This is a genomic window from Gottfriedia sp. NPDC057948 (assembly GCF_042887255.1).
Lineage (GTDB): Bacteria > Bacillota > Bacilli > Bacillales > Bacillaceae_G > Gottfriedia.
Map to the genome: position 1 here is coordinate 388,878 of NZ_JBHVPN010000001.1, position 26,211 is coordinate 415,088.

Annotated in this window: 21 protein-coding genes and 1 pseudogene; 12 read left to right on the plus strand and 10 right to left on the minus strand. The window is 32.7% G+C overall.

Going from position 1 to position 26,211, the window contains the following annotated elements; all coding sequences use genetic code 11:
* Positions 1-293 precede the first annotated feature (293 nt).
* Positions 294-2,477: a catalase/peroxidase HPI gene (gene katG, locus ACFVRR_RS01745; protein WP_387324046.1), complete on the plus strand. Its 2,184-nt coding sequence runs from the start codon at positions 294-296 to the stop codon at positions 2,475-2,477.
* Between the two features lie 319 nt (positions 2,478-2,796).
* On the opposite strand, the gene ACFVRR_RS01750 is transcribed toward katG, so the two are convergent.
* A complete protein-coding gene (locus ACFVRR_RS01750) occupies positions 2,797-4,008 on the minus strand; it encodes an MFS transporter (protein ID WP_387324048.1) in 1,212 nt (403 codons plus the stop codon).
* Positions 4,009-4,201: 193 nt separating this feature from the next.
* Here ACFVRR_RS01750 and ACFVRR_RS01755 point away from each other — a divergent pair, with 193 nt between their 5' ends.
* Positions 4,202-4,873 carry a DNA alkylation repair protein gene (locus ACFVRR_RS01755; protein ID WP_387324051.1) on the plus strand — a complete coding sequence of 224 codons (672 nt, stop codon included), beginning with the start codon at positions 4,202-4,204 and terminating at the stop codon, positions 4,871-4,873.
* A gap of 221 nt (positions 4,874-5,094) precedes the next feature.
* On the plus strand, positions 5,095-6,300 hold the full coding sequence (locus tag ACFVRR_RS01760) for a D-alanyl-D-alanine carboxypeptidase family protein (RefSeq protein ID WP_387324054.1): 1,206 nt from the start codon (positions 5,095-5,097) through the stop codon (positions 6,298-6,300).
* A 43-nt stretch (positions 6,301-6,343) separates the two neighbouring features.
* Here ACFVRR_RS01760 and ACFVRR_RS01765 read toward each other — a convergent pair whose 3' ends face one another.
* Together ACFVRR_RS01765 and ACFVRR_RS01770 are read right to left on the minus strand one after the other, a co-directional pair.
* Positions 6,344-7,354, minus strand: coding sequence for an inorganic phosphate transporter (locus tag ACFVRR_RS01765; protein ID WP_097975817.1), 1,011 nt, complete (start codon positions 7,352-7,354; stop codon positions 6,344-6,346).
* Positions 7,355-7,365: 11 nt separating this feature from the next.
* Positions 7,366-7,986, minus strand: a complete 621-nt coding sequence (locus ACFVRR_RS01770) for a DUF47 domain-containing protein (protein WP_069035474.1) — start codon at positions 7,984-7,986, stop codon at positions 7,366-7,368.
* Between the two features lie 329 nt (positions 7,987-8,315).
* On the opposite strand from ACFVRR_RS01770, the gene ACFVRR_RS01775 reads away from it, so the two are divergent.
* The 5 genes from ACFVRR_RS01775 (at position 8,316) to ACFVRR_RS01795 (ending at position 13,613) form a co-directional block, all read left to right on the plus strand.
* Entirely contained in the window at positions 8,316-9,704 is a 1,389-nt protein-coding gene (locus ACFVRR_RS01775; protein WP_387324058.1) for an aldehyde dehydrogenase, read from the plus strand.
* Between the two features lie 116 nt (positions 9,705-9,820).
* A complete protein-coding gene (locus ACFVRR_RS01780) occupies positions 9,821-10,795 on the plus strand; it encodes an ABC transporter ATP-binding protein (RefSeq protein WP_387324061.1) in 975 nt (324 codons plus the stop codon).
* Entirely contained in the window at positions 10,792-11,643 is an 852-nt protein-coding gene (locus ACFVRR_RS01785; protein WP_387324064.1) for an ABC transporter permease, read from the plus strand. Before ACFVRR_RS01780 ends, ACFVRR_RS01785 begins: the two co-directional genes overlap by 4 nt.
* Positions 11,644-12,450, plus strand: coding sequence for an ABC transporter permease (locus ACFVRR_RS01790; RefSeq protein ID WP_387324066.1), 807 nt, complete (start codon positions 11,644-11,646; stop codon positions 12,448-12,450).
* A 116-nt stretch (positions 12,451-12,566) separates the two neighbouring features.
* Positions 12,567-13,613: a polyamine ABC transporter substrate-binding protein gene (locus tag ACFVRR_RS01795; protein WP_387324068.1), complete on the plus strand. Its 1,047-nt coding sequence runs from the start codon at positions 12,567-12,569 to the stop codon at positions 13,611-13,613.
* 39 nt (positions 13,614-13,652) lie between these two features.
* On the opposite strand, the gene ACFVRR_RS01800 is transcribed toward ACFVRR_RS01795, so the two are convergent.
* Complete coding sequence (locus ACFVRR_RS01800) at positions 13,653-14,078, minus strand: MarR family winged helix-turn-helix transcriptional regulator (RefSeq protein WP_387324071.1); 426 nt, start codon at positions 14,076-14,078, stop codon at positions 13,653-13,655.
* A 200-nt stretch (positions 14,079-14,278) separates the two neighbouring features.
* Between ACFVRR_RS01800 and ACFVRR_RS01805 the strand changes: the two are divergent.
* Positions 14,279-14,477 (plus strand): annotated as a pseudogene (locus ACFVRR_RS01805) (histidinol dehydrogenase); the annotation flags it as partial.
* Positions 14,478-14,936: 459 nt separating this feature from the next.
* On the opposite strand, the gene ACFVRR_RS01810 reads toward ACFVRR_RS01805, so the two are convergent.
* The gene (locus ACFVRR_RS01810; RefSeq protein WP_387324912.1) at positions 14,937-15,548 is read right to left on the minus strand and encodes a YitT family protein; all 612 of its coding nucleotides are present in this window, start codon (positions 15,546-15,548) and stop codon (positions 14,937-14,939) included.
* A 601-nt stretch (positions 15,549-16,149) separates the two neighbouring features.
* Between ACFVRR_RS01810 and adhE the strand changes: the two genes are divergently transcribed.
* The 3 genes from adhE to ACFVRR_RS01825 all read left to right on the plus strand — a co-directional run bounded on the left by adhE (position 16,150) and on the right by ACFVRR_RS01825 (position 20,599).
* Positions 16,150-18,753: a bifunctional acetaldehyde-CoA/alcohol dehydrogenase gene (adhE, locus tag ACFVRR_RS01815; protein WP_387324073.1), complete on the plus strand. Its 2,604-nt coding sequence runs from the start codon at positions 16,150-16,152 to the stop codon at positions 18,751-18,753.
* 228 nt (positions 18,754-18,981) lie between these two features.
* Entirely contained in the window at positions 18,982-19,890 is a 909-nt protein-coding gene (locus tag ACFVRR_RS01820; protein ID WP_387324075.1) for an RluA family pseudouridine synthase, read from the plus strand.
* Between the two features lie 10 nt (positions 19,891-19,900).
* Positions 19,901-20,599 (plus strand): copper homeostasis protein CutC, encoded by a 699-nt coding sequence (locus ACFVRR_RS01825; protein WP_387324078.1) that lies wholly within the window; start codon positions 19,901-19,903, stop codon positions 20,597-20,599.
* A 91-nt stretch (positions 20,600-20,690) separates the two neighbouring features.
* Here the strand turns inward: ACFVRR_RS01825 and ACFVRR_RS01830 are convergent, their stop codons facing one another.
* The 5 genes from ACFVRR_RS01830 to ACFVRR_RS01850 form a co-directional block, all read right to left on the minus strand.
* The gene (locus tag ACFVRR_RS01830; RefSeq protein ID WP_387324081.1) at positions 20,691-21,515 is read right to left on the minus strand and encodes a CAP domain-containing protein; all 825 of its coding nucleotides are present in this window, start codon (positions 21,513-21,515) and stop codon (positions 20,691-20,693) included.
* A 689-nt stretch (positions 21,516-22,204) separates the two neighbouring features.
* Entirely contained in the window at positions 22,205-23,302 is a 1,098-nt protein-coding gene (locus ACFVRR_RS01835) for an SDR family oxidoreductase (protein WP_387324084.1), read from the minus strand.
* Between the two features lie 570 nt (positions 23,303-23,872).
* A complete protein-coding gene (gene nagE / locus ACFVRR_RS01840) occupies positions 23,873-25,237 on the minus strand; it encodes an N-acetylglucosamine-specific PTS transporter subunit IIBC (RefSeq protein ID WP_387324087.1) in 1,365 nt (454 codons plus the stop codon).
* 185 nt (positions 25,238-25,422) lie between these two features.
* Entirely contained in the window at positions 25,423-25,611 is a 189-nt protein-coding gene (locus ACFVRR_RS01845; RefSeq protein ID WP_056474082.1) for an alpha/beta-type small acid-soluble spore protein, read from the minus strand.
* 93 nt (positions 25,612-25,704) lie between these two features.
* On the minus strand, positions 25,705-26,148 hold the full coding sequence (locus ACFVRR_RS01850) for a MaoC family dehydratase (protein WP_387324091.1): 444 nt from the start codon (positions 26,146-26,148) through the stop codon (positions 25,705-25,707).
* Between the last annotated feature and the right edge of the window lie 63 nt (positions 26,149-26,211).

The window sequence follows — 26,211 nt, forward strand, 5'->3', positions numbered from 1 at the left end:
TATCAACGATTACATAAAAACAATGAGGGATAATGTTTGAAATGAAATTGTATTAACAATTAGTTGTTGTCACTATTCGAACTATAGTTGGACAAAGTATTCCGCAATAAAAGTTAATGTCATGAATTGTTCACATTGTTCTGAATAAAATAATATTTACGATAGTTATTTCTATTATTATATGTAATAGTTTAATATAATGATTGCATAATAATTAATCATATCTTGTTTGAAAAGTAATACAAGATACATAATTATTTGGGTATTTATTTACTTTTAAGGAGGAAAAAAGTATGGAAATGAATGACAATTCTAACATTGCAAAGTGCCCGTTTAATCATGGTAGCACTACTACTCCGAAATCAGCTGGTACTGTAAATAAAGACTGGTGGCCAAACCAGTTAAATTTGAACATTCTACATCAGAATGACAGAAAATCTAACCCTATGGATGAAGAATTTAATTATGCAGAAGCATTTAAAAAGTTAGACTATCAAGCGCTTAAACAGGATCTTCACAATCTAATGACAAACAGTCAAGATTGGTGGCCGGCAGATTATGGACATTATGGTCCATTCTTTATACGTATGGCTTGGCACTCAGCAGGTACATATCGTACAGGGGATGGCCGTGGTGGAGGAGGAACTGGTACACAACGTTTTGCTCCACTAAATAGTTGGCCTGATAATGGAAATCTAGATAAAGCCCGTCGTCTGCTATGGCCGATTAAGCAAAAGTATGGTAATAAAATTTCTTGGGCTGATTTATTTATACTAACAGGTAATGTTGCTATTGAATCAATGGGAGGAAAAACATTTGGTTTTGGAGGAGGACGCGAAGACGTTTGGCATCCAGAAGAAGACGTCTACTGGGGTAATGAAACGGAATGGCTAGGGGATAAGCGTTATACTGGTGATCGTGACCTTGAGAATCCATTGGCTGCAGTTCAAATGGGTCTTATCTATGTTAACCCAGAAGGACCAAATGGTAATCCAGATCCTGTAGCAAGTGGTCGTGACATACGCGAAACCTTTGCTCGTATGGGAATGAATGATGAAGAAACAGTTGCACTAATCGCTGGAGGACATACCTTTGGTAAAGCTCACGGCGCAGGAGATGCTGCTCATGTTGGTCTAGAACCAGAAGCAGCGCCTGTTCATTCCCAAGGATTAGGCTGGCTAAGCACACATGGCACTGGTAAAGGTCGTGACACGATTACTAGTGGTATTGAAGGTGCGTGGACTGCGAACCCAACAAAATGGGACAATGGTTACTTTGACTTATTGTTTAAATATCAATGGTGGCTTACTAAGAGTCCAGCAGGTGCGTTTCAGTGGCTTGCTGTAAATCCTGAAGAAAATGATCTTGCTCCAGATGCAGAAGATCCAACCATTCGTGTTCCTACCATGATGACTACTGCTGATATGGCATTGCGTTTTGATCCAGAATACGAAAAGATATCTCGTCGTTTCCATGAAAATCCAGAAGATTTTGCTGATGCATTTGCACGTGCGTGGTTTAAACTAACGCACAGAGATATGGGGCCTCGTTCAAGATATATTGGTCCAGAAGTCCCTGAAGAAGTTTTAATTTGGCAAGATCCTATACCTGCCTCAGAATATGAAATAACTGATGCAGAAGTTGAAAAAATCAAATTAATGATCCTAGATACAGAACTTACTATTAGCGAGTTAGTAAATACAGCTTGGGCTTCAGCAAGTACTTTCCGTGGCTCAGATATGCGTGGCGGTGCAAATGGAGCTCGAATTCGACTAATTCCACAGAAGGATTGGGAAGTAAATCAACCTGACCAACTTGCAAAGGTACTGAATGTATTAGAGAGCGTTCAAAATCATCTGCACAAGAAAGTCAGCATGGCCGATTTGATTGTACTTGGTGGTAGTGCCGCAGTAGAAAAAGCTGCACAAGATGCAGGTTTTGATGTGAAAGTTCCTTTTACTCCAGGACGTGGTGATGCGATACAAAAGCAAACAGATATAGAAAGCTTTGCAGTGCTAGAGCCTATAGCTGATGGTTTCCGTAACTATCAAAAGAAACAGTATAGTGTAAATTCAGCAGAGCTATTAGTAGATAAGGCACAATTGTTAGGCCTAACTGCCCCAGAAATGACTGCACTTATAGGCGGTATGCGCGTACTCGGTACAAACTATAATGGCACACAACACGGAGTATTTACTGACCGAGTTGGTACACTTACTAATGACTTCTTTGTAAACTTGCTAGACATGGGAATTGCGTGGACACCTGTAGACGGAGACGTATTTGAAGGCCGTGATCGCAAGTCCGGTGAGAAAGTACGTACAGCAACAAGTGTTGACCTAGTGTTTGGTTCAAATTCAGTGCTACGTGCAATAGTAGAAGTGTATGCTCAAGATGATAACAAAGAGAAGTTTGTGCGTGACTTTATAGCTGCATGGGTTAAGGTCATGAATGCAGATCGCTTCGACCTTAGATGAAGAAAGATACAATAGAAGTTAAATAATATGAGGTAAATAAAATCCTTCCTAATTAAAAAGGGAGGATTTTTCTCATTATACATAGCAGATTTAATGGAGCAATCCCAAGTTAAGTCGAGAGTATCCATAGTGGCATTGGACCTAAATGTAATGAAATAAAATGTAAATATTGTATAAAAAAAAGAATGAAATTATTACTTGTTTATCATTTTGAAAACTTAAGTTTTTGTATATTGTCTACAAACAAAAGGCCGTCATATAGACAGCCTTTTTGGGTTGTAAATTTAATTTTATAGAGCTTTTTGAAAATACATTCTACTTATGCTGATTTTTTTCGATCATTTGGCAGCATAAAAGCTACTAAGCCTAATAGCGGTAGGAAGCTACATAAATTCATTATGAAATTAAGGCTAGTTGCATCGGCAATTACACCTAACAATACTGCTCCTAAAGCACCCATTCCAAATGCTAAACCAACTATTAATCCACTTACTAAACCAACTTTTCCAGGAACGAGTTCTTGAGCGTAAACAACAATTACACTAAAGGAACTTGAACTAATGATCCCAATTAAAAACAATATTGGTATAACCGCTAGCAAAGAGATATGAGGTAATAATAAGGCTAAAGGAAACGTACCAACTAATGAGAATAAAATCATATTCCTTTTTCCAAAACGATCAGCTAGCGTTCCACCTATGAAAGTACCAATTACGCCTGCAATCATAAAGATAAATAAATATAACTGTGTGCTTTTAATCGATAAACCATAACTTTTAATTAAGTAAAACTGATAATAATTACCGATGCCTGCTGAGTACCAGGAACGTGCAAATGTAATAAATACTAGCAGTATAATAGCAAATTTTACAGCTGATGTAATTTTGATAGGTTCACCTGAAGGCTGACCTTTACTTTTTAATTTAAACGGATTTTCTTTCAATTTATTTCGATACCATGTGGATACGTAAATTAATACACAAATTCCTATAGCAGCTAAGATTGTAAACCATGCAGCACCTTTTTGTCCTAGTGGTACGAAAATTAGCGCCGTAAAGATTGGTGCAAGTGAGTTCCCTGTATTTCCGCCTACCTGGTAGATAGCTTGTGAGAGTCCTCTTTTTGATCCAGACGCTAAAAAGGCTACTTTTGAGCCTTCTGGGTGGAAGATGGCAGAACCTATACCAATTAATAGAACCGATAATAATACAATAAATAAATTAGGTGCAAATGCTAAGCAAAGCATACCTAATAAACTGGATGCCATTCCAATCGGTAGGAGAAATGGTGAAGGCTTTCGATCAGAAAATATGCCAAAAACGGGTTGCATTACAGAGGAAGTCATATTAAGCGCAAAGGCTATGAATCCAATTTCTGTATAAGTTAAATTCATTGTCTTTTCTAAAATAGGAAATATGGCTGGTACAACTGCTTGCATAGAATCATTTAATAAATGGCCTAAACTGATTGCAAATAAAATTTGATACATTGTTGACTGATTAATAACCTTTGTATTAACTGCTGGTTGCATAATATCCTCCTTTCTTATTGACTTATCTATCATAAACCAATCTTCGGAAAATTTACACAATTTTGCTTTATACACTTTTCATTAAACTTTATGCTCATTTATAATAGAAGAAAAGATTTAAATTGTATTTAATAAATTGCTATGCTGAGTAAATTTTTACAGATGATATTTAATAATCAGTAGGGAGCGTAGAATGGACAACTATTCAACAGAGTTAATGAGATTTTTTAAAGAACATATAAATAATGAAAATCGGCCAGCAATGGAAGCTTATATGAAAAATAGATTTACATTTTTAGGAATTAAAGCACCAGAACGAAATGCTCTGTTTAGACAGTTTCGAATGAGTAATGGTGAACCACCACATTTAGAATCAATCATCGATATTTGGAGCTTAGAAGAAAGAGAATTTCAATATATTGCATTAACATGTTTAGATCGCCAGTATAAAAAAGCAGAGCTCGGACGGATTAAATTATATGAACAACTAGTAGTCGAAAAGTCTTGGTGGGATACCGTTGATACGCTTGCTGGACGATTAATTAGTTATCATTTTTTAATCTATCCAGAACTGATTGATGAGTACGCTAATAGGTGGATCTCTTCCGATAATATGTGGCTGAATAGAGTAGCGATATTATTTCAAATGAAGCTTAAGGAAAAAACGGATCAGGAACGTTTATTTCATTATTGCCGTCTACTCAAAGAAAGCAAAGAATTTTTCATTCAAAAAGCAATAGGTTGGGCATTGAGAGAGTATTCGTATATCAATCCTAATGAGGTTGAATTATTTATTAAACAAACTAATTTATCACCTTTAAGCAAAAGGGAGGGATTAAAATATATTGATAAATTAAAGGATTAGATATGTCGATTTTCCGGGAAATAACCGATATATTCTATTTTTATGTGAAAAATACTACTAATTTAAGTAAGTTGAGACATTAGTATGAAAAGGTTATAATAGGTGCATTATTGTTTTTTTAAACCACGCCTTTTATACCAAGTCGTGTTATTTAAATTTGAGTTATGTAACCTGTGTACGAAACAACTAAATGAAAAAAGTTCAAAGGAGATTTAGTGTTCATGAAATCTACTTTTAATAATATTATGAAATTATGTCTTAGTATAAGCTTAATTAGTAGCTTTTTTATTCAAAAAACTGTACACGCAGATGAAATAAACCTATTTAGTGATAAAGCAATTTCAATATTGGCTGATAGTGGGGAAGTTATTTATAGTAAGAACGCAAATAAAGTTGATTTCCCAGCTAGCACAACTAAAATAATGACCGCAATGGTTATGATGGATTATTTAAAAGAGAATGATAAAATTCAAATGACAAATAGAAGTATCCAAGAAGAAAAAAGTAATTCCCAAATTCTTTTTACTGAAGGAGAGGTTTTGGATCGAAATACAGCATTAAAAACAATGATGATTTTAAGTGCTAATGATTTAGCATATGCTATTGGTGAACGAGTTGGTGGAAATATGGACAAATTTGTAAAAATGATGAATGAAAAAGCTAAAAAGATTGGCGCAAATCATACAAATTTCATGAATCCAAATGGTCTTCACAATGTAAATCATTATACAACCGCACATGATTTAGCTTTAATTACAAAAGAAGCTTTAAAATACCCATTAATTATTAAAGCAATGGGGACAAAGGATGCACGTATTAGTACATCTAAGCAAAAGAACGTATATATTTTTAATCGTGGAAAAATGTTTAAAAATCCTTACTTTTATGCAGGGAAAACTGGATATACTGATTCTGCTAGAAATACTTTAATTGAAATAGATAAAAAAGACGGGCAAATGATTATTAATATTTTATTGCGCTCATCAAAACCGCAATATCTACAAGATATTAAGTTATTAGATTCCTATTCATTTTCAAGAATCCATAAAAAAACGCTTATAAAACAAGGTGATTGGCAGAGAGAATTAAAAATTAGAAATAATCTAATTCAAACAAAAATATCAAACGATTTATCCTTTTTGACTGCACTAGGCTCGAATGTAAATTACGATATTAAAATAAAACCTTTAAATGCAGTAGCTAAGTCATACAAGGAAAATGGAATTTCTAAAAATCAAAAACTTGGTACAGTTGAAGTATGGACGAATAACGAAGAACTTTTCAGTACTGCGTTATTAGCTGCTAAATCATATGACCGACCGACCATCCTTTCTATGAATACTTTTATTATTGCAGGCTCGGTAATTTTACTGTTGGTGTTAATCTATTTTATTACAAAGCCTAAAAGAAAAAGAGAATATATGTAAATTAAAAAGGCGAATCGTAATTTTTACGTTTCGCCTTTTTTCATTAAAGTAAGATTAGTTTTAAAATTTGATAGAATATTGCAGCCACTGTTGCTGAAATTGGAATTGTAATAATCCATGTTATTACCATACGTTTTGCAGTACCCCAGTTTACATCTTTAACACGTTGAGCAGAACCTACCCCCATAATAGAAGAAGAAATTACGTGAGTTGTACTTACTGGTAAATGTAAAGCAGTAAATGTGAAAATAATAGCTGCTGATGATAAGTCTGCTGCTGCACCATTAATCGGGCGGATTTTCATGATTTTTCCACCAACAGTTTTAATAATTTTCCATCCACCAACTGATGTACCAATTGCCATTGCCATAGCACAACCGATACGTACCCATAAAGGAACATCTGCACCTGCTGGTTCAATTTTAGCGGCAATTAAAGCGATCATGATAATTCCCATTGCTTTTTGTGCATCATTTGTACCGTGAGTAAATGACTGTAAAGAAGCAGTGAAAATTTGGACTAATCTAAAGCCTTTATTAGTTTTAGATAGGTTAGAACGACGGAAAATAGCTGCTAAAATTGTCATAACAATAAAACCAAGCGTAATTGCAATAACAGGAGAAATTAATAAAGCTTCGATAATTTTAATAAAACCGTCTGCCTCTAAAACGTCAATTCCTTTTGCAGAGACAGCTGCACCAGCTATTGCACCAATGATTGCATGAGAAGAACTACTTGGGATTCCAAAATACCAAGTTAATAAGTTCCAAAATATACCGCCTAATAAAGCTGCAATAACAACAACTAGTCCATTTGAACCTTCAATCGTGATCGGATCAACGATACCAGTTGTAATCGTTTTTGCAACACCTGTAAATGTAATCGCACCAATGAAATTCATTATTGCGGCTAATAAAATAGCTGTACGTGGTTTCAATGCTTTTGTTGAAACTGACGTTGCAATTGCATTTGCAGTATCATGGAATCCATTAATAAAATCAAACAAAAATGCAAAAATCACGATTAAAATCGTAAGTAAAAATAAATGCTCCATTTTATGACTCCTTACGCATTTCGCATGATAATTTGCTCAAGTGTGTTTGCTACATCCTGCGCACTATCAGCTACAGATTCTAGATTTTCGTAGATTTCTTTATACTGAATAATTTTAATTGGATCTTTTTCATTCATAAACAATTGTTTAATTGATGTACGTAATAGTTCATCACACTGAGACTCGTAATCCTTAATTTTAATTGCATGAACACGGATTTCTAATAATTTTTTATTTGAAAGTAATTTAACTGCAAGTAAAATTTCTTCAACAGCTTTTTGAAGAATATCAACGAATTTAACCATATATTCATCAGCAGAAGTGATTGAATACATTTCAAATCGTGCTGAACAATGTTCAAATCCATCTAATACATCATCCATTTTCATTGCAAGTTGTAAAATATCTTCTCGCTCAATTGGAGTAATAAAAGTTTTGTTTAATTCAACGATTAAAGAGTGAATAAACTTATCACCTTTTGTTTCATATTCTTTCATTTCTTCTTGAAACTTCTTTAAGTCGCTTGCATTTTTTATTTTAAAATCAACGTAATAATTTGATGATACGTGCAAGTTCTCAGCAATACCTAAAAGCTTTTCAAAGAATACATCCTTTTTTTGTCCAAAAAACATTATGATTCCTCCAACTAAAACATATAATTTATTATCACCTTCACATTTGTCAGTTAATTTTAAAATGTCAGAAACTATGTAAAAATGTCGAAAAACGTAAAGGCCACGTTAATAATAATAATTGGTTTTTGAAATTAATCAATTAAAAACGTTTAAATAATTTACAAATTTACAATATCTTTACATTTCCTTAACAAAGTTAATATTTCGATTCCTACACTAGTTAATATTAATAATAGTATTCACAGAAATATTGACTTTATGTGAGATTTTAAATTAGCATTAGATTATACGTTTAAACTATTGGACTTAAAAAGGATGTGATAATTTTGGAAAGTACATATAAAGCATCTGAAATAACACAATTAGTAACTAGGCAAAAAGCATTTTTTCAGACTGGTTCAACTAAAACTTCAAATTTTCGAATTGAACAATTAGAAAAATTATATAAATCAATAGTTGAGAACGAGGAAGAAATAAAAATTGCCTTAAAAAAGGATTTAAATAAGTCAGATTTTGAAGCCTATATGACTGAAATTGGATTTACATTAAAAGAAATATCGGAAGCAATCAAACATATTAAAAGATGGATGAAGCCTAAAAAAGTAAAAACTCCGATAACGCATATTGGTACAAAAGGATATATATACAGAGAACCGTATGGAGTAACATTAATTATTTCGCCTTGGAATTATCCTTTTCAATTAACGATGGCTCCATTAATTGGTGCAATAATTGGTGGAAATACTGCTATTATTAAACCATCAGAATTAACGCCAAATACATCAATCATTATTAATAAAATTATTAATGAGAATTTTGATAAAGAATATATTGCGGTAGTTGATGGTGGAATCGAAGAAAGCACGATATTATTACAACAAAAGTTTGATTTCATCTTTTTTACTGGCAGTGTTCAAGTTGGAAAAATTGTGATGGAAGCAGCAAGTAAAAATTTAACGCCATTAATACTTGAATTAGGTGGGAAAAGCCCAACAATTGTACACAACGATTCGAATATCCAATTAGCTGCGAAAAGAATTGTTTGGGGGAAATTTACAAATGCAGGACAGACTTGTATTGCCCCAGATTATATTTATGTCCATAAATCAGTAAAAAAGGATTTTATTGATGCATTAAAGAATGAAATTGTTCAGTTTTATAGTGATAAGCCTTTGTTAAATAATGATTATACAAAGATCATCAGTGATCGCCATTTTAACCGCTTAGTTGGATTTTTGAATAATGGTGAAATCCTACATGGTGGCGAATTTGATCAATCATCTCATAAAATCGAACCAACTTTAATTTCTGATTTATCTTGGGATTCTCCAATTATGTCTGAAGAAATATTCGGTCCTATTTTACCAATTCTTACCTATGAAAATATAGATGAAGTAATCAATGAAATTAATCAACACCCTAAGCCATTAGCACTATACGTCTTTACAGAAAGTAAACTGATTGCTAATAAAGTAATTGAGAGAGTTCCTTTTGGTGGTGGATGTGTAAACGATACGCTTTATCATATGGCGAATCCGAATTTACCTTTTGGTGGGGTAGGAGAAAGTGGTTCAGGAAATTATCATGGAGAGTACAGTTTTGCTGCTTTTACACATGATAAAAGTGTCCTTTTACAAACTACTAAAATTGACTTGAAAATTAGATATCATACAACAAAAAACGCTTTACGGTTTATTCGTAAATTGTTAAAATAAAGGTTAATTGTAACTTAGTTTCTTAGCTCCTTGACAAAAGGGGCTTTTTATATGTTGAAAATAATTTATACATTTTTACATAATTATAAAAATATTAATATAGATGGGACGCGAAAATGAAAAATATTATTGAAATTGAACAAGTCGAGAAAAATTTTAGTGAAAATAATGTGATTTCTCCACTTTCACTAGAAATTTATTCTGGAGAATTCTTAACAATCTTAGGACCAAGTGGTTGTGGGAAAACGACACTATTAAGAATGATAGCTGGTTTTGAAGAACCATCGTCAGGTGTAATCAAACTAAATGGAGAAGCAATTAATAGTTTACCTCCATATAAAAGGGATATGAACTTAGTATTCCAACACTATGCATTATTTCCTCATATGAATGTTGAAAGAAATATTCAATTTGGATTAAAAATGAAAGGTATTTCGTTAGAAGAGCAAAAGGTCCGTGCTGACGAAGCGATGAGATTAACCCAATTAACTGAATTTAGAAATCGTAAACCTAGTCAGTTATCAGGTGGACAACAGCAAAGGGTTGCAATCGCTCGTGCAATAGTGAACAATCCAAAAGTCTTATTATTAGATGAACCACTAGGAGCACTTGATTTTAAGCTTCGTAAAGATTTACAAAGGGAACTGAAAAATCTTCAACGCGAATTAGGAATTACTTTTATTTATGTAACCCATGACCAAGAAGAAGCGATGAGCATGAGTGATCGAATCGTCGTTATGAATAATGGGAAAATCGAACAAATTGGCACACCGAAAGAAATTTATCAAAATCCAGCAAGCAAATTTGTTGCTACATTTATTGGTGAAAATAATTTCTTTGATAAAGGTGTGAAAGAAATCGCAATTAGACCAGAAAATATTAAAGTTTCTCATGCTACAAATGAGAATAATCCTTATTCAGGCATAATAAGAGATGTAGAATTTGTCGGGACTCTAAATAAAATCTTTATTGATTTACAAAAACATGAACAAACGATTATTGTCTATCAAATGCCAGATCAAACAAGTTTTAATCGAAATGATAAAGTTGAGATTAGTTGGAAGTCGGAAGATGAGGTGATTATGTATTGAGGAATGAAAAGTACATAATTGCACCTACGATTATCTGGCTATTAGTTTTTTTTCTAGTACCTTTATTATTAATTTTTGGTTTTGCATTTATGAAAAATGGGATGTACGGTGAAATTGAAAAAACATTTACACTAGAAAATATTGTAAAGGTTTTTGACCCACTTTATTTAAAAGTTTTATGGACAACTTTTTGGATTGCTTTAGTTACTACAATAATAACTCTTTTGATTGGATATCCTTATGCATATACGGCTACAGTTGTAAATGAAAAATGGCAGAGGATTTTACTATTATTAATCACAATCCCCTTTTGGATAAATTTCTTAGTGAGATCATATGCATTAATTGTTATCCTTCGTTCAAAAGGGATTATTAACACATTATTAATCCAGCTTGGGATTATAAAAGAACCTTTACAACTACTTTATAATACTCCATCAGTCATAATGGGAATGGTCTATACATTACTACCATTTATGGTGTTACCGATCTTTGTTGCCATTGAGCAATTGGATAACCGAAAATTGGACGCTGCTAATGATTTAGGGGCTACTCCATTTCAAACCTTAATATATGTAACTCTTCCATTAACGATGAAGGGGATTTTTGCAGGTAGTATTTTAGTTTTTGTTGCTTCATTTGGAATGTTTGTCGTTTCTGATGTAATGGGTGGATCAAAAGTTGCTTTAATCGGAAATGTCATTCAAAATCAATTCTTAGCAGCAAGAAACTGGCCATTTGGTTCCGCACTTTCAATATTCTTAGTCATTACTTCAATCGGTTTAATAGGACTTTACTATTTAGCTACAAAAAATATTGGTGCTGATAAAAGTAGAGGTGAAAAATAAATGAAAAAACCTATACTTATTGGATTTTCAACAATTATCTTGATTTGTTTATACTTACCAATCTTAATATTAATCCTATTTTCATTTAATAAATCAAAGATTAATGCACATTGGACTGGATTTACGTTTGATTGGTACATAAATTTATTTCATAACCCGCAAGTTATTGATGCCTTTATGAATAGTTTATTTATTGCCATTGTAACGACAATCCTTTCAACAATTCTTGGTACTATTTGTGCACTTGCCTTACATAAGCATAAATATAAATTTTCAAATCTTATTAGTGGGCTAGTTTACTTACCAATTGTCGTTCCAGATATTTTAATGGGACTTTCATTACTAATACTATTTACTAATTTCCATATTGAATTAGGTAGTATCACAATTATTATTGCCCATGTCACTTTTTGTATTTCATATGTCATAATTCTTTTAGCAGCACGACTTTCAGGAATGTCATCTGATTTAGAAGATGCTGCAAGTGATCTTGGTGCTACACCATGGCAGACATTTAGATTTGTAACTTTACCAGCGCTAATGCCTGGAATTATAGCTTCAGCACTTTTATGTTTTACATTAAGTATTGATGATTTTGTCATAAGCTTTTTTGTTTCAGGACCAGGTTCAACTACATTGCCAATTTATATTTATGGAATGGTTAAAAAAGGTGTAACTCCTGAAATAAATGCAATTTCGACGATTTTAATTGTTACAATTATTTTCTTAATGGTAATTTCTGAAGTTTTTCGTACAAAAGGTATTAATAATCAAGAAGAATCAGAGAAAAAATCCTATATCGTTTAAAAGTGCTTCTAGTGACCTTTTTTTAGTTCCACTTAAAAACGAATTTTCTGGTTTAGAATTCAATTAAGGCATACTGGTTTATGTGCCAAATTTTAAGGAGGTAGTCAGTAGGCATTATGAGTATATTTAGAAAAATTGCTGCAATAATGGTTTCTGTAGGCTTAGTAAGTTTACTTTTATCTGCCTGTTCAGTTGGAAAAAAAGAATTAAATATTTATAGCTGGGCAGATAATTTTGACGAGAAGGTTTTAGAATCATTTGAAAAGAAATATGATGTAAAAATTAATTATCAAGTTTTTGCAAGTAATGAAGAGTTGTATGCAAAACTAAAAGCTGGTGGTTCGAATTATGATGTAATTCAGCCTTCAGATTATATGGTTAAACTAATGATTCATCAAAATATGTTGGCTAAATTGGATAAAAATAAGATGCCAAATTTAAATAATATTTCACCAGAATATACAAATCAAGAGTTTGATCCAAAAGGTGACTATTCTGTTGTTTATACTGGGGGATTAACGGGGATTGCTTATAATCCAAAATATGTAAAAGAAGATATAAATAGCTGGGATGATTTATGGAACCCAAAATACAAAGGTCATGTAACTTTACTTGATGACAATAGAGAAGTATTTGGAATGGGATTAATTAAAAATGGTTATTCAAATAGCTCAACAAATGAAGACGAATTGCTAAAAGCTTATAACAATTTAAAAACATTAACACCTAATTTATTAGCATTCGACACAGATACGGTGAAACAAAAGTTTATTACAGAAGATGCATGGATTGGTCAAGTATGGTCCGGAGATGCTGCATATATTCAAAAAGAGCTTAAAGATATTAAATGGGTTGTACCAAAAGAAGGATCATCAAGATGGGCAGATACTTTAGCAATACCAAAAGATGCAAAACAAAAAGATCTAGCTGAAAAGTTTATTAATTATCTATATGACCCAAAAGTAAGTGCACAAAATTATGAGGCGATTGGTTATGCGGATCCAAATAGTAAATCAGGACCATATCATTCGGCGGAGTATAAACAAAATCCGTTTATTAATGTAACAAAAGAACAAACTGATGCAACCAACTGGATTAAGGACGTTGGGGACCAAACAGAATTATATGATAAGTATTGGACAGAATTAAAAACTGGCAAATAATATTCCAAACTAAAAGGTTATCTCCTAAGAGATAACCTTTTAGTTTGAGATTAATTTGTTTAATAAAAATCGAAATTGATCCCTTTCACTAGGTGAAAGATTTTCGAATAAATTTAGCCACAATTCCTGACGGAAATTGAAGTTTTCTTCAATTAAACGTTTTCCTTCATCAGTTAATTCAAGCCATGTAACTCTTCGATCCCGGCTATCTCTTTTTCGAGAAATTAAATGATTATTAACCAATTTATTCACAGCTGTTGTAATAGAACCTGAAGATAGTCCAATTTGTCTTCCAAGTTCAGAAGCAGTAAGTTTTTGATTTTTATATATTAAATATAAAAGCAAATATTTTGGTGGAGTTAAGGAGTTTTTTACTTCCTCATCAGTTTTTTGCCAGTTTTTTCGAACTCGAATCATTAAACTTGTTAAATCATCTAGAAGAAGTTTGTCGTTATCGGTTAACAAGGAAGAGCACACCTCCTAAATTATGATTTAAAGTTGTTAATAAAGTGGGTATTGTACGTATAGGTTACCAATATTCTAAATCATTTTCAAGAAAGTAGTGAATTTAGTCAAGATTTTTAAATTTGTCAAGTTTTGGCTGTATAGTATCTATAGTGTTTTGTAAATAGTATGATAAAAGACATTGGTAGGGGTGAAATTCAATGTTTAAGTATTTTAAGTTTAAAATAAATGATACTGTTCAATTTGTAAAGAACGATGGTCATTTCTATCGAGTGATCGGGTACAGGATCGAAAAAAGTATTTATTTAAATGATGAGTACAGTAGCATTATTTATGAACTCTTACGAGAATTTGATGGTCTTCAAGTTGACGCTGAAGAAGAAGAATTAGTAAGCGTATCGAACTTTGATGAATTCTACGGTTCAATGTTTGAAAAACTAGGTACATTTACAATTAAGTTTGCTAAAAAGCAAGAAGAGGTAAAGAAAACAAACATAGGTGAAGCCTCATCTGTGGACGAGCTATTAGATAAATATAATGATTATCGAAGACTGGCAATACTTTTTAAAGATTGTCTTTACGATTTAGCTGCCGAAAATGTTCTAAATGAGCTCACCGATTTTTATGAATCAAAAAAGGTTTGAAACTCTAATTTACAACGTAAAAAAGATTTCATGCATTAACATGTTCAGACTGCCCGCTTTCTTCGTTACTTTGCCTGTCTTGCGGTGCTCATTACCATCTAGGGTAACTCCGCTCCTCATCAGGCTTCGTGCCTAGAATGACAAGCGCTTTCAATCAATCTGAACTCAAATTTATTGAAACTCTAATTTTACAACGTAAAAAAGATTACATGCATTAAGCATGTAATCTTTTTTCATTAGTTTTAATTGTAACAGATTTTTTTTGAAATTTACTTTCATAGACCAATTCTGTTACTTTCGCACAGATTGCAACAGAAAGAATTGTATATCCTACTTCATTCCATGATAGGTAAGATAGTGAACAAAGAAGAATGATAGAGTCAAAAATAAAATATACTTTACCAATCGATATTTTTGATTTTTTGCTCATTATTATTGTTATTAAATCATCTCCACCAGTTGCACCACCACTTCTTAGAATTAACCCTAAACCAAGTCCAGCGAAAATTCCACCTAAAATAGCGGGTATCCAAAGATGATTTCCGAAGTTAAATGTCATATTAGAAGATGTTTTTTCTATTATAGAATAAAAAACAGAAAACGAGATGGCTCCGATGGTAGTATTGATTAATAATTTTCTACCTAAATACAGTCCAGCGAACAAGATAATTGGAATATCGAGTAGCAAAGTTGTAATTGAAGGTGATATATTTAGTGCGTTCTTTACTAATAAAGCAATACCAATAAATCCACCTTCAGCTAAATTATTTTGATAATGAAAATGATACAGTGTAGTGGCTAAAATAAATGAACCAATTAAAATCATTAAGGTCTCACCCAAACGATTGTTACTCATTGTTATTTCCTCTTTTCGTAGTTAGTAGTTAAAAGTACTGCTGATAAACTAACTACGTACATATAGAGCTCGTAGTTAGTTTTTTGGCTTTCTAACTACATAGCTATATATCATTGAAGAAATAACAGAATCGCCTGTCAACCATAGTTTCGCCTACCTTCAGTTTTATTTTAGAGTTCTTTTGGTTCTCTAAATTAAAACTGCTAAGTGTAGGATAAGTCTTTACGTTGCCAAATGCTCCTTCGAGCAATCATGGTTACACGTCCTTTTTACCAGTTTTGTTAGAAAAATCTATCAGGTGAAAAAAGTTCTACAAGAACTTATTCCTAATTTTATCATATGCGGAAATTTTTGAAAAAAGAAAAGAATTAACAAAAATCTACAAAAAGTTAAAATATATATATATAAATGTGAAATATTTCACAAAAAAGACATAGCATTTTCAATTAAAACGATATATATTATATTTGTAAACAAAAATGTGAAATATTTCACAAGATGATTTGATTAAATGGGACGTTTTGAATCCTAATTGGATAATTTATGTCCAACATCAGAGGAGGAGAGCCAAATGGCTGTTCAAGAAAAAATTGTAAAAGAAATTAGTAACGCTTCTGAAATGGTGAATGACTTAGTCGTTAAAGGACAAAAAGCATTAAAAGAATTTGAAAGCTTTAATCAAGAACAAATCAATGAAATTGTACATTCGATGGTTTTAGCTGGTTTGGATCAACATATGCCACTTGCTAAAATGGCAGTTGAGGAAACTGGGCGAGGAATCTATGAGGATAAAATAATTAAAAATATTTTTGCAACAGAATATATATGGAATTCAATAAAAGATAATAAAACAGTTGGGATTATAAGTGAAGATCAACAAACTGGCATAACAGAAATTGCTGAACCTGTTGGGGTAATTGCAGGTGTCACTCCAACTACTAATCCGACATCAACAACATTATTTAAAGCAATCATTGCGATTAAAACAAGAAACCCAATTATATTTGCTTTTCATCCTTCCGCACAAAAATGTAGTAGAGAAGCAGCAAGAATCGTTCGTGATGCGGCAATAAAAGCTGGAGCACCTGAAAACTGCGTACAATGGATTGAAGTCCCTTCAATTGAAGCAACAAAGTGTTTAATGAATCATGAAGGAGTAGCACTTGTTTTAGCAACAGGTGGTGCTGGTATGGTTAAATCGGCATATAGTACAGGAAAACCTGCTTTAGGGGTTGGACCTGGTAATGTACCATGCTATATCGAGAAATCTGCAGAAATAAAGTGTGCAGTAAATGATCTTATTCTATCAAAAACATTTGATAATGGAATGATTTGTGCATCTGAACAAGCAGTTATTGTAGATAAAGAAATTTATGATGAAGTGAAAGCAGAGTTAAAAGCAAATAATTGTTATTTTGCTACAAAACAAGATAAAAAGAAATTAGAAAAGCTTGTTATAAATGAATCAACATGTGCTGTAAATGGTGATATTGTTGGTAAATCTGCATATGAAATAGCAGCATTAGCTGGGGTAAATGTCCCAGTAGATACAAAAATTCTTATCGTTGAATGCGAAAGCGTTGGCGCAAATGAACCTTTAACTAGAGAAAAACTAAGTCCAGTTTTAGCTGCAATTGAAGTAAATGGAAAAGAAGAAGGGTTTAAACGTTGTGAAGAAATGTTAGAGCTAGGAGGATTAGGCCATTCGGCAGTTATTCATAGTAATAATGAAGAAATTCAAAAAGAATTTGCTCTAAGAATGAAAGCTTGTCGAGTTATTGCAAATGCTCCTTCAGCACATGGTGGAATTGGGGATTTATATAACGCATTTATTCCTTCGCTTACATTAGGCTGTGGTTCACACGGTAAAAACTCTGTATCAACAAACGTAACAACTGTTCACCTATTAAATATTAAAAAATTAGGAAGAAGAAATATGAATATGCAATGGGTCAAACTGCCACCGAAAATTTATTTTGAAAAATATTCAACTCAATATCTAGAAAAAATGCCTAATATTAAAAAAGCATTTATTGTAACAGACGAAGCAATGGTTAAATTAGGTTATGTTGATGTAATTAAATATTATTTGGAGAAAAGACAAGAGAATATTCAGATTGAAATCTTTTCAGATGTAGAACCAGATCCTTCAGATGTTACTGTAATGAAGGGTGCAGATAGAATGTTATCATTTGAACCGGATACAATTATCGCTTTTGGTGGTGGATCAGCTATGGACGCAGCCAAGGGTATGTGGATGTTCTTTGAATACCCGGAAACTACTTTGGACGGACCGAAACAAAAATTCTTAGATATTCGAAAAAGAGCTTATAAATACCCTAAATTAGGTCGTAAAGCTCAGTTTGTCGCAATACCGACTACTTCTGGTACGGGTTCTGAGGTTACACCTTTTGCTGTAATTACTGATAAAGCTAATAATATTAAATATCCTTTAGCTGATTATGAATTAACGCCTGATGTTGCAATTATTGACGCTCAATTCGTATCAACTGTTCCTAAAAGCATTACAGCGGATACAGGTATGGATGTATTAACACATGCAATTGAGGCTTATGTAAGTGTATTAGCAAATGATTATACAGATGGATTAGCTTTACAAGCTATAAAATTAGTATTTAAATACTTGCCTAAAGCATATGAAAATGGAAACGATTTTGAAGCTCGTGAAAAAATGCATAATGCATCAGCTATCGCAGGTATGGCATTTGCAAATGCGTTCTTAGGAATTAACCACAGTTTAGCGCATAAAATTGGAGCGGAATTCCATATCCCTCATGGCAGAGCAAATGCAATCTTAATGCCGCACGTAATAAGATATAATGCAAAAAAACCAACTAAATTTACAGCATTCCCTAAATATAAGCATTTCATTGCAGATGAACGATATGCTGAAATTGCTCGTTTCCTAGGACTTCCAGCATCAACTACTGAAGAGGGCGTTGAAAGTTTAATTACAGCAGTTATTAAGTTATCTAAGGAATTAAATATTAATATGAGCATCGAATCACAAGGTGTTACTGAAAAAGAATTTTTAGAAAAAGTTTCATATTTAGCTGATCGTGCTTTCGAAGATCAATGTACTACTGCAAATCCAAAACTACCTCTAGTAAAAGAATTAGAAGAAGTTTATCTGAATGCTTTCAAAGGATGTTAATTCATTAACTAAAAACTTGAGTTTCAGACTGATTGCAAGCGTTTGTCTTTCGAGGAGTGAAGCCTGGTGAGGAGCTGAGTTACCCTAGACGGTAATGAGCACCGCAGACAGGCGAAGCAACGAAGAAAGCGAGCGTTTGGCGGGCAGTATGGGAGCACCTAAACAGGTGCTTCTTTTTTGACTAATTATATTTTGATATAATAGTCATATTGAAAGTGGTGATTAAAGATGGAGTTAAAGCAACAAAATCCATGGTTTAAGGTAATAATAGGTGTTGAGCATAATAATCAAACAGTGGAGTCATATTTAAAATATGTGTGGCAGTTTCCAAAGAAGTTGCTACATGAATTAAGGATGGCAAAAGGTTGTAGGATTAACGGAGAAGTTAAACCTTGGAATACAATCCTTTTGTGTGGTGACCAAGTTGAAATGCAATTGTACATAGAAGAGGAATATGGTGTAATTCCACAAGAACAATCCATAGAGGTCTGCTACGAAGATGAACATTTACTTATTGTTAATAAACCGTTTGGAGTCGATACACATCCAAATGAAAAAGGACAGTTAAATACATTAGCAAATGGGGTAGCATTTCATTTTCAAGAAAATGGATTAAAAACAAAAGTACGCCATATACACCGCCTCGATAAAGACACTACCGGTGGAGTCGTATTTGCTAAACATGCTTTAAGTAGTTCAATTCTAGATTCGATGTTAAGTCAACGTAAAATAAAACGTACCTATACTGCTATTGTTGAAGGGAATGTAAAATTACCTAAAGGTACAATAAATGAAGCGATTGGAAGGGATCGACATCATCCTACCAGAAGAAGGGTTTCACCAAAAGGCGATAAAGCAATTACACATTATAAAAAAATAAGCTATATATCAAATTTGAATATAACGATATTAGAATGTCAGTTAGAAACTGGTCGAACACATCAAATCCGAGTTCATTTAAGTTTTTTAGGTCATCCATTAATTGGTGATCTATTGTATGGTGGGAAACAAAAATTATTGAAACGTCAAGGATTACACGCTAGTAATGTACAATTTATACATCCTTTTACGAAAGAAAATTTATCGATTGATATCCCATACCCGTCGGACGTAAAACAACTACTTAATGAAAAGTGAGATGAATGAAATGTTATTAGAAGTCATTGCCACAAACGTAAAAGATGCATTAGATGCAGAAAGGTTTGGGGCAAATCGAATTGAATTAGTAACTGGAATAAAAGAGGGAGGATTGACACCAAGTTACGCGACAATTAAACAGGTTGTTCAAAGTGTCTCTATTCCAGTGCATGTCATGATTCGACCACATAGTCGTTCATTTTTATATGATCAGTATGATCAAGAAGTAATCTTAAGCGATATTGATGTATGTAATGAGCTCGGAGCAGCTGGTATCGTTTTTGGAGCCTTGACTAAAGAGAATACAATTGATGAAGATCTTTTAAAAAAAGTAACAGCTCGAGTAAAAGAAATGAACTTTACATTTCATAGAGCAATAGATGAATCAAATGATCTGTTATCAGCTATCGATACATTAAAACAATACCCTGAGATTACGCATGTATTAACATCAGGCGGTGTTGCTAGTGCAATTGATGGAAAAGAAACAATAAAAAATATGATCGAACTGACAAATAAATCGAATCTAAAAATTTTAGCAGGAAGCGGATTATCTATTGAAAATGTATCAGACTTCATTGAATTTACGAATGTAGAAGAAATACATTTCGGTTCTGGGGTTCGAAAAAATAACTCTGCAATCGAAGAGATTGATTCTTCTTTGATGGAAAGTTTGCGAAGAAAGTTAGTACGAGGATCAATCAAATAATGTTTGAATACATCAAAAATATTTTCACATAATAAAAAAGTAGTCCGTAAAAACGGACTACTTTTAATACAGCTTTATACAATGTTATTTATTATTTACCGATAAATTGTTGAGTCCAAGCATTTGATCTTGAATCATAACCAACACCAATTTGAGTTAAGTTAGGATTTAAGATATTAGCACGGTGACCAGCACTGTTCATCCAAGCAGTAACTACTTCTTCAGGTGTTTTTTGACCTTTAGCAATGTTTTCTGCTGCATAGCTATAAGTGATTCCGAATTGTTTCATCATATCAAATGGTGATCCATAAGTCGGTGAAGTGTGATCAAAGTAATTTTTGTCAGTCATATCTTGTGATTTTAAACGTGCTGTTTTAGATAATGTTGCATTAACAGTAAACGGTTTTAAACCAGCTTTTGTACGTTCAGCATTTGTTAAATCAACTACTTTTGATTCATAAGCTGATAATGATGCTGAATTTGCTGGTGTTGATGGTGCTGGTGTTGCTGGTGTTGCTGGTGTTGCTGGTGACGGTGTTGTTGGTTTAGATGGTGTAGTTGGTACCGTCGGTTTTGTTGTTGGTGTTGATGGTTTAACCGGTGTAGCTGGCGTCGTTGGTACTGTTGGTTTTGTAGTTGTATTTGAACTATTACCTTGTTTTAGTTGAGCTTCTAATTGTTGTTTAATTGAATCTTGAAGCTTCGTCATATCAATACCAAATTTAGATAAATCTATTTTACCGTTACTAGTGTTTAAGCTTGGTAGATTAAAGTAGCTAAATAATACATTATTTAAATCAACTTTTTGAGTATATGCTTTTGTATCCTTATTAATTGTATCCGCGTGTACTGCACTTACAGGAGCACCCACTAGTAGAGTAGCAGCCAATGTTGATAATGAGATTACTTTTTTCATGTCTTATTCCTCCATTTGTTTGGTTATTGTCTCGCTGTACAAGTAATACTTTAGCATGAAAACGGATGACATAATTATGGGAAATAATGGGGAGCAAAATTTGAGGATTTTTTTGGTAGTACTGTTTTAGTACAGAAACAAATTAAATCGTTGTTATGGCAACTATTTTACTAGAATAATATTAAATGAGTATCATAAACTTTTGCTTAAAATTTCCATTAAAAAAGTTTGAAGTTAAGAAAACGTCATATTTTCACGTTATAATACAGGAAGAAAAATCCAGTTTTGTTGTTATCCAGTTACGATTGTAATCATTCTGTAATGAACGTATTGAGGGTGAATAATTTGAAATTATTTATTGATGATACTAGGCTGTTCCATACGATTTTATATTGGCAAGATCTTTTGAGGAATGATTAAAAGAATGTAAACATCAGCAATCTCTACAAATATCCCTAGATTATAAGCAGCGATTTAGGAAAGAAATGGATTAGATTATATAAAGAAGAGGTTTATTGCACATACTTTGCGTTTTTAAAATGGATTATGAAAAAAATCATTAATAATAGAAGAAAAGATACAAAACACTAAATTACATAGATTTATTTATAGATAAAAGGACACTAATTAAATTAGTGTCCTTTAAACTTTTCCTTCATATATATAGAAGAGAAATTCCATAACCCGGTTTACCTAATTAATACATGCTTCTCTATCACTGACTTATGAACGTTATAATAATTTGTAATAACAGGAAGGATATCCTTAAAGTCCGGGCATTTAATATTTGTATTTTGTAGATCAGTTAAGGTATTCATACAATCATACTCGGATTTACAATTAAAATAAGATAAAACTTCTTTTTCAACTTTAAGTAATCGTCTAATGAATGGAATTGATAGGAGAGGACTAATAAATTTAATTGGAATATTGCCCACGGTAGTTTTGTTTAAATAATAGGAAAGAAAATCTTTATAAACATCTTGTACAAGGTAGGGAGAGGGATCTGTAATTTGATAAGTTTTGTTAACTCCGATTTCTGCATGACTCAAATAGTAAACAGCATTAATTAAATAATCAATGGGAATGAAATTGCAATAAGCATTGTCTTTACCTATTTGAGGTATAGGTAAATAGCGAAGTTTTGTGAAGAAATTTAAAATGAAATATGGTCCATCAAATTTACTTGTCTCACCAGTTTCTGAGTGACCAACTACAATTCCTGGTCTTATTATGGTGATTGGAAGTTGTGTTTTTAGTTTCTCAACTTCTATTTCAGCATAATACTTCGTTTCTTCATAAAAGTTTTTAAATGTTTGTCCCATTTCTAACTCATGTTCATAAATTTTTCCTTCACGAGTTCCCGAGACATAGCTAGTACTAAAATAGGTGTATCGCTTCAAAGATTTCAGTTTAAGAGCAAATTCATTTACGTTTATTGTTCCTTTCACATTTACTTCATATGCAATCTTTTTAGGGACTGCAAGGTCGTAAATTGCAGCCAAATGGAATAAGTCCGTTAGATCATTAATAAGTACATTAAGGTTTTTTAGGCTGAGCCCAAAGTTTTTCTTTGTGATATCACCACTTAATAGTTCTATTTTTAAAAGAGCGTAATCTGGATACTTTTGATCTAATGTAAATAAGAAGTCTCGGCATGGTTTTTCAGTATTAGGAAGAACGAGTAAATAAATTTTTTGAAAAGACATTTCATTATCAAGAATTTTGAGGAGTAAATGCTTCGAAATAAATCCAGGAAATCCAGTAATAAAGTATGTTCTTTCCATTTTAGCCACCTACTTTATGTAAATTAAATCCCTTTGTTTATTTTATTAAAGAAATATGCATTTAATGTAAAGTTCGCTTCAATATAATAAAGGTATTTTGATCTTTTTTCACTATTTATAGTAGGTAATACTCAAGTTTTAGCCTATCTAGTTCCTCATGAACCTTTTATGAGGATGTATGATTCAAGTTTTAGCTTATTTAGTGCCTCATGAACTGCTTATGAGAAGTATAATTCATGATTTAGGTTATTTAGTTCCTCATGGCTTATGAGGAAGTATAATTCATGATTTAGCTTATTTAGTGCCTCATGAACCACTTATGAGGAAGTATAATTCAAGATTTAGGTTATTTAGTGCCTCATGAATCGCTTATGAGGAAGTAAGATTCATGATTTAGCTTATCTAGTGCCTCATGAAGCCCTTATGAGGAAGTATAATTCAAGATTTAGCTGATCTAGTTCATCATAAAGCCCTTATGAGTTAGTAATCTTCAAGGATTGGCCTATCTAACCCATGAACCCCAAATAAGCAAAAAAAAGCTTGCCCATATGGACAAGCTTTTAAGATCAATTATTTAACTTGTTTTTTCAAGTCTTCAGCAACAAACTCTACGTTTGTACCTACAACTACTTGTACGTTTTTATCGTCTAATTTAATAACTCCACGAGCACCTGCTTTTTTAAGAAGAGCTTCATTTACTTTAGAAGCATCTTTTACTTGTAAGCGTAAACGAGTTGTACAGTTATCAATATTTGTTAAGTTTTCTTTTCCACCTAGAGCTTGTAGGTATAATGAATCACCAATTTCAGTTGTTACTTCATCAGTTTCAACTTCTTCGTCTTCACGACCTGGTGTTTTAATGTTAAATTTCTTAATTGCAAAGTAGAACACTACAAAGTAAATTACACCAAAGATTAAACCGATTAGGAGTAACAGTATTGGTTTAGTTGCAATATTGTAGTTCAGAATGTAGTCCATGAAACCAGCTGAGAATGTAAAGCCGTCTTTAATTCCTAAAGCATTTACGATACCCAATGATAAACCTGTTAAGATTGCATGGAACGTATATAGTACTGGAGCAATGAACATGAATGCAAATTCGATTGGTTCAGTAATACCTGTTAAGAAAGATGTTAAAGCAAGACCAATAAACATACCTGCAACAGTTTTACGTCTTTCTGGTTTTGCAGCAGCGATCATTGCAAATGCAGCAGCTGGAAGACCAAACATCATAATAGGGAAGAAACCAGTCATGAATGCACCAGCAGATTTGTCACCAGCGAAGAATCTGTTTAAGTCACCGTGAACTAATTTACCAGCAGCATCTGTAAAGTCACCTAAGTTGAACCAGAAAATTGTATTTAATACGTGATGTAATCCAAGTGGGATTAAAATACGGTTTAAGAAACCGAATACTGCAGCTCCGATTGGACCGATATCAATGATCCAGTTACCAACAGAGTTAATTGCATCTTGAATAGCAGGCCATACATATCCAAATATTCCTGCTAATATAAGCATAGTAGCTGACGTTATAATTGGAACGAATCGTCGTCCACTAAAGAATCCTAACCATTCAGGTAATTTGATACCACTGAAACGGTTGTAAAGAAGACCAGCTACAACCCCTGTAATAATACCACCAAGGGCAGCCATATTAATATCTTTATTTATCGTTGTTGTTCCTGCAGTTAATACAAAGTAACCGATTGCACCTGCAAGACCGGCGGCTCCATTTCCATCCTTTGAAATACCGATTGCAACACCGATTGCAAAGATTAATGGAAGATTAGAGAAAATTGCATTACCAGCAGCCGCCATAAACGGTATGTCTAGTAGATCGGGTTGTCCAAAGCGCAGTAAAAGTCCTGCAGCAGGAAGGACAGCGATTGGTAGCATTAATGCTTTACCAATACGTTGTAAGAAACTAAGCATATTATTTTCCCTCCGAAAATTTTTATAATGATTACGCTTTCAATAATAACTTAAAAGCTTTAACTTGTCTATACAACTAGTTAAGATAAAAATTGCTATTTTCTTCCAAAAAAATTAAAAATAAAAAGGGAAGAATCAAATCTCCCCCTATATTAAGCCATTTTATATAGTTTGTTTTTCTTTAATCATTGACCCTTTAAATGACTTTGCGCTTGAGCAATTAAACGTTTAGTGATTTCGCCTCCAACAGAACCGTTTGAACGTGCAGTTGTATCAGATCCTAAAGTTACACCAAATTCGTTAGCGATTTCGTATTTAAATTGATCAAGTGCTTGTTCTACACCTGGAACTAATAATTTATTCGTTCTTGTCATGATGATAATCTCCCTTTCTGTAAGTAATAGCTTACAATTCTATTTTTTACATTTTGGGTTTTCTCATGCTTGGTAAATACAGTCATATTAGGGTTATGTTAACTTTTTAACCAACGCTGATCCTTCAACAACGAGTACATTTTCTTGATTATATACATTCGTTTGAAGCGTTAATAATTTTTTATCATCTCTTTTTCGTACAACACTGACAATTACTTTAATGGTGTCATTAATTTTTACTGGTGCTTTGAAAAAAACTTCTTGAGATAGGTAGATGGTGTTTTTGCCGGGTAGTTTTGTACCTAGTACTGAGGAAATAAAGCTGCAAATCAACATGCCATGTGCAATTCTTTCCTTAAAGATGCTTTCTTTTGCAAAATCATCTAATAAGTGAATTGGATTTACATCTGTTGAAATTGCAGCAAATTGTTCAATTAACTCTGCAGTAATTTTAACTTCAAGAGTAGCTTCGTCACCAACTGAAATGGAGTCAAAATGAAATTCCTGTACATTTCTTGCACTTTCGAAAACATTCATTTTGTTTCATCCTCTCCTTGATGAAATGTCTAGCTAATCAAGAAAATTGTTTAAGTATATTGA

Bases quoted from the DNA above. Each gene is read 5' to 3' on its own strand.
- katG (WP_387324046.1), top strand. From the start codon at position 294: ATGGAAATGAATGACAATTCTAACATTGCAAAGTGCCCGTTTAATCAT.
- ACFVRR_RS01750 (WP_387324048.1), bottom strand. From the start codon at position 4,008: ATGCAACCAGCAGTTAATACAAAGGTTATTAATCAGTCAACAATGTAT.
- ACFVRR_RS01755 (WP_387324051.1), top strand. From the start codon at position 4,202: ATGGACAACTATTCAACAGAGTTAATGAGATTTTTTAAAGAACATATA.
- ACFVRR_RS01760 (WP_387324054.1), top strand. From the start codon at position 5,095: ATGAAATCTACTTTTAATAATATTATGAAATTATGTCTTAGTATAAGC.
- ACFVRR_RS01765 (WP_097975817.1), bottom strand. From the start codon at position 7,354: ATGGAGCATTTATTTTTACTTACGATTTTAATCGTGATTTTTGCATTT.
- ACFVRR_RS01770 (WP_069035474.1), bottom strand. From the start codon at position 7,986: ATGTTTTTTGGACAAAAAAAGGATGTATTCTTTGAAAAGCTTTTAGGT.
- ACFVRR_RS01780 (WP_387324061.1), top strand. From the start codon at position 9,821: ATGAAAAATATTATTGAAATTGAACAAGTCGAGAAAAATTTTAGTGAA.
- ACFVRR_RS01790 (WP_387324066.1), top strand. From the start codon at position 11,644: ATGAAAAAACCTATACTTATTGGATTTTCAACAATTATCTTGATTTGT.
- ACFVRR_RS01795 (WP_387324068.1), top strand. From the start codon at position 12,567: ATGAGTATATTTAGAAAAATTGCTGCAATAATGGTTTCTGTAGGCTTA.
- ACFVRR_RS01810 (WP_387324912.1), bottom strand. From the start codon at position 15,548: ATGATTTTAATTGGTTCATTTATTTTAGCCACTACACTGTATCATTTT.
- adhE (WP_387324073.1), top strand. From the start codon at position 16,150: ATGGCTGTTCAAGAAAAAATTGTAAAAGAAATTAGTAACGCTTCTGAA.
- ACFVRR_RS01820 (WP_387324075.1), top strand. From the start codon at position 18,982: ATGGAGTTAAAGCAACAAAATCCATGGTTTAAGGTAATAATAGGTGTT.
- ACFVRR_RS01825 (WP_387324078.1), top strand. From the start codon at position 19,901: ATGTTATTAGAAGTCATTGCCACAAACGTAAAAGATGCATTAGATGCA.
- ACFVRR_RS01830 (WP_387324081.1), bottom strand. From the start codon at position 21,515: ATGAAAAAAGTAATCTCATTATCAACATTGGCTGCTACTCTACTAGTG.
- ACFVRR_RS01835 (WP_387324084.1), bottom strand. From the start codon at position 23,302: ATGGAAAGAACATACTTTATTACTGGATTTCCTGGATTTATTTCGAAG.
- nagE (WP_387324087.1), bottom strand. From the start codon at position 25,237: ATGCTTAGTTTCTTACAACGTATTGGTAAAGCATTAATGCTACCAATC.
- ACFVRR_RS01845 (WP_056474082.1), bottom strand. From the start codon at position 25,611: ATGACAAGAACGAATAAATTATTAGTTCCAGGTGTAGAACAAGCACTT.
- ACFVRR_RS01850 (WP_387324091.1), bottom strand. From the start codon at position 26,148: ATGAATGTTTTCGAAAGTGCAAGAAATGTACAGGAATTTCATTTTGAC.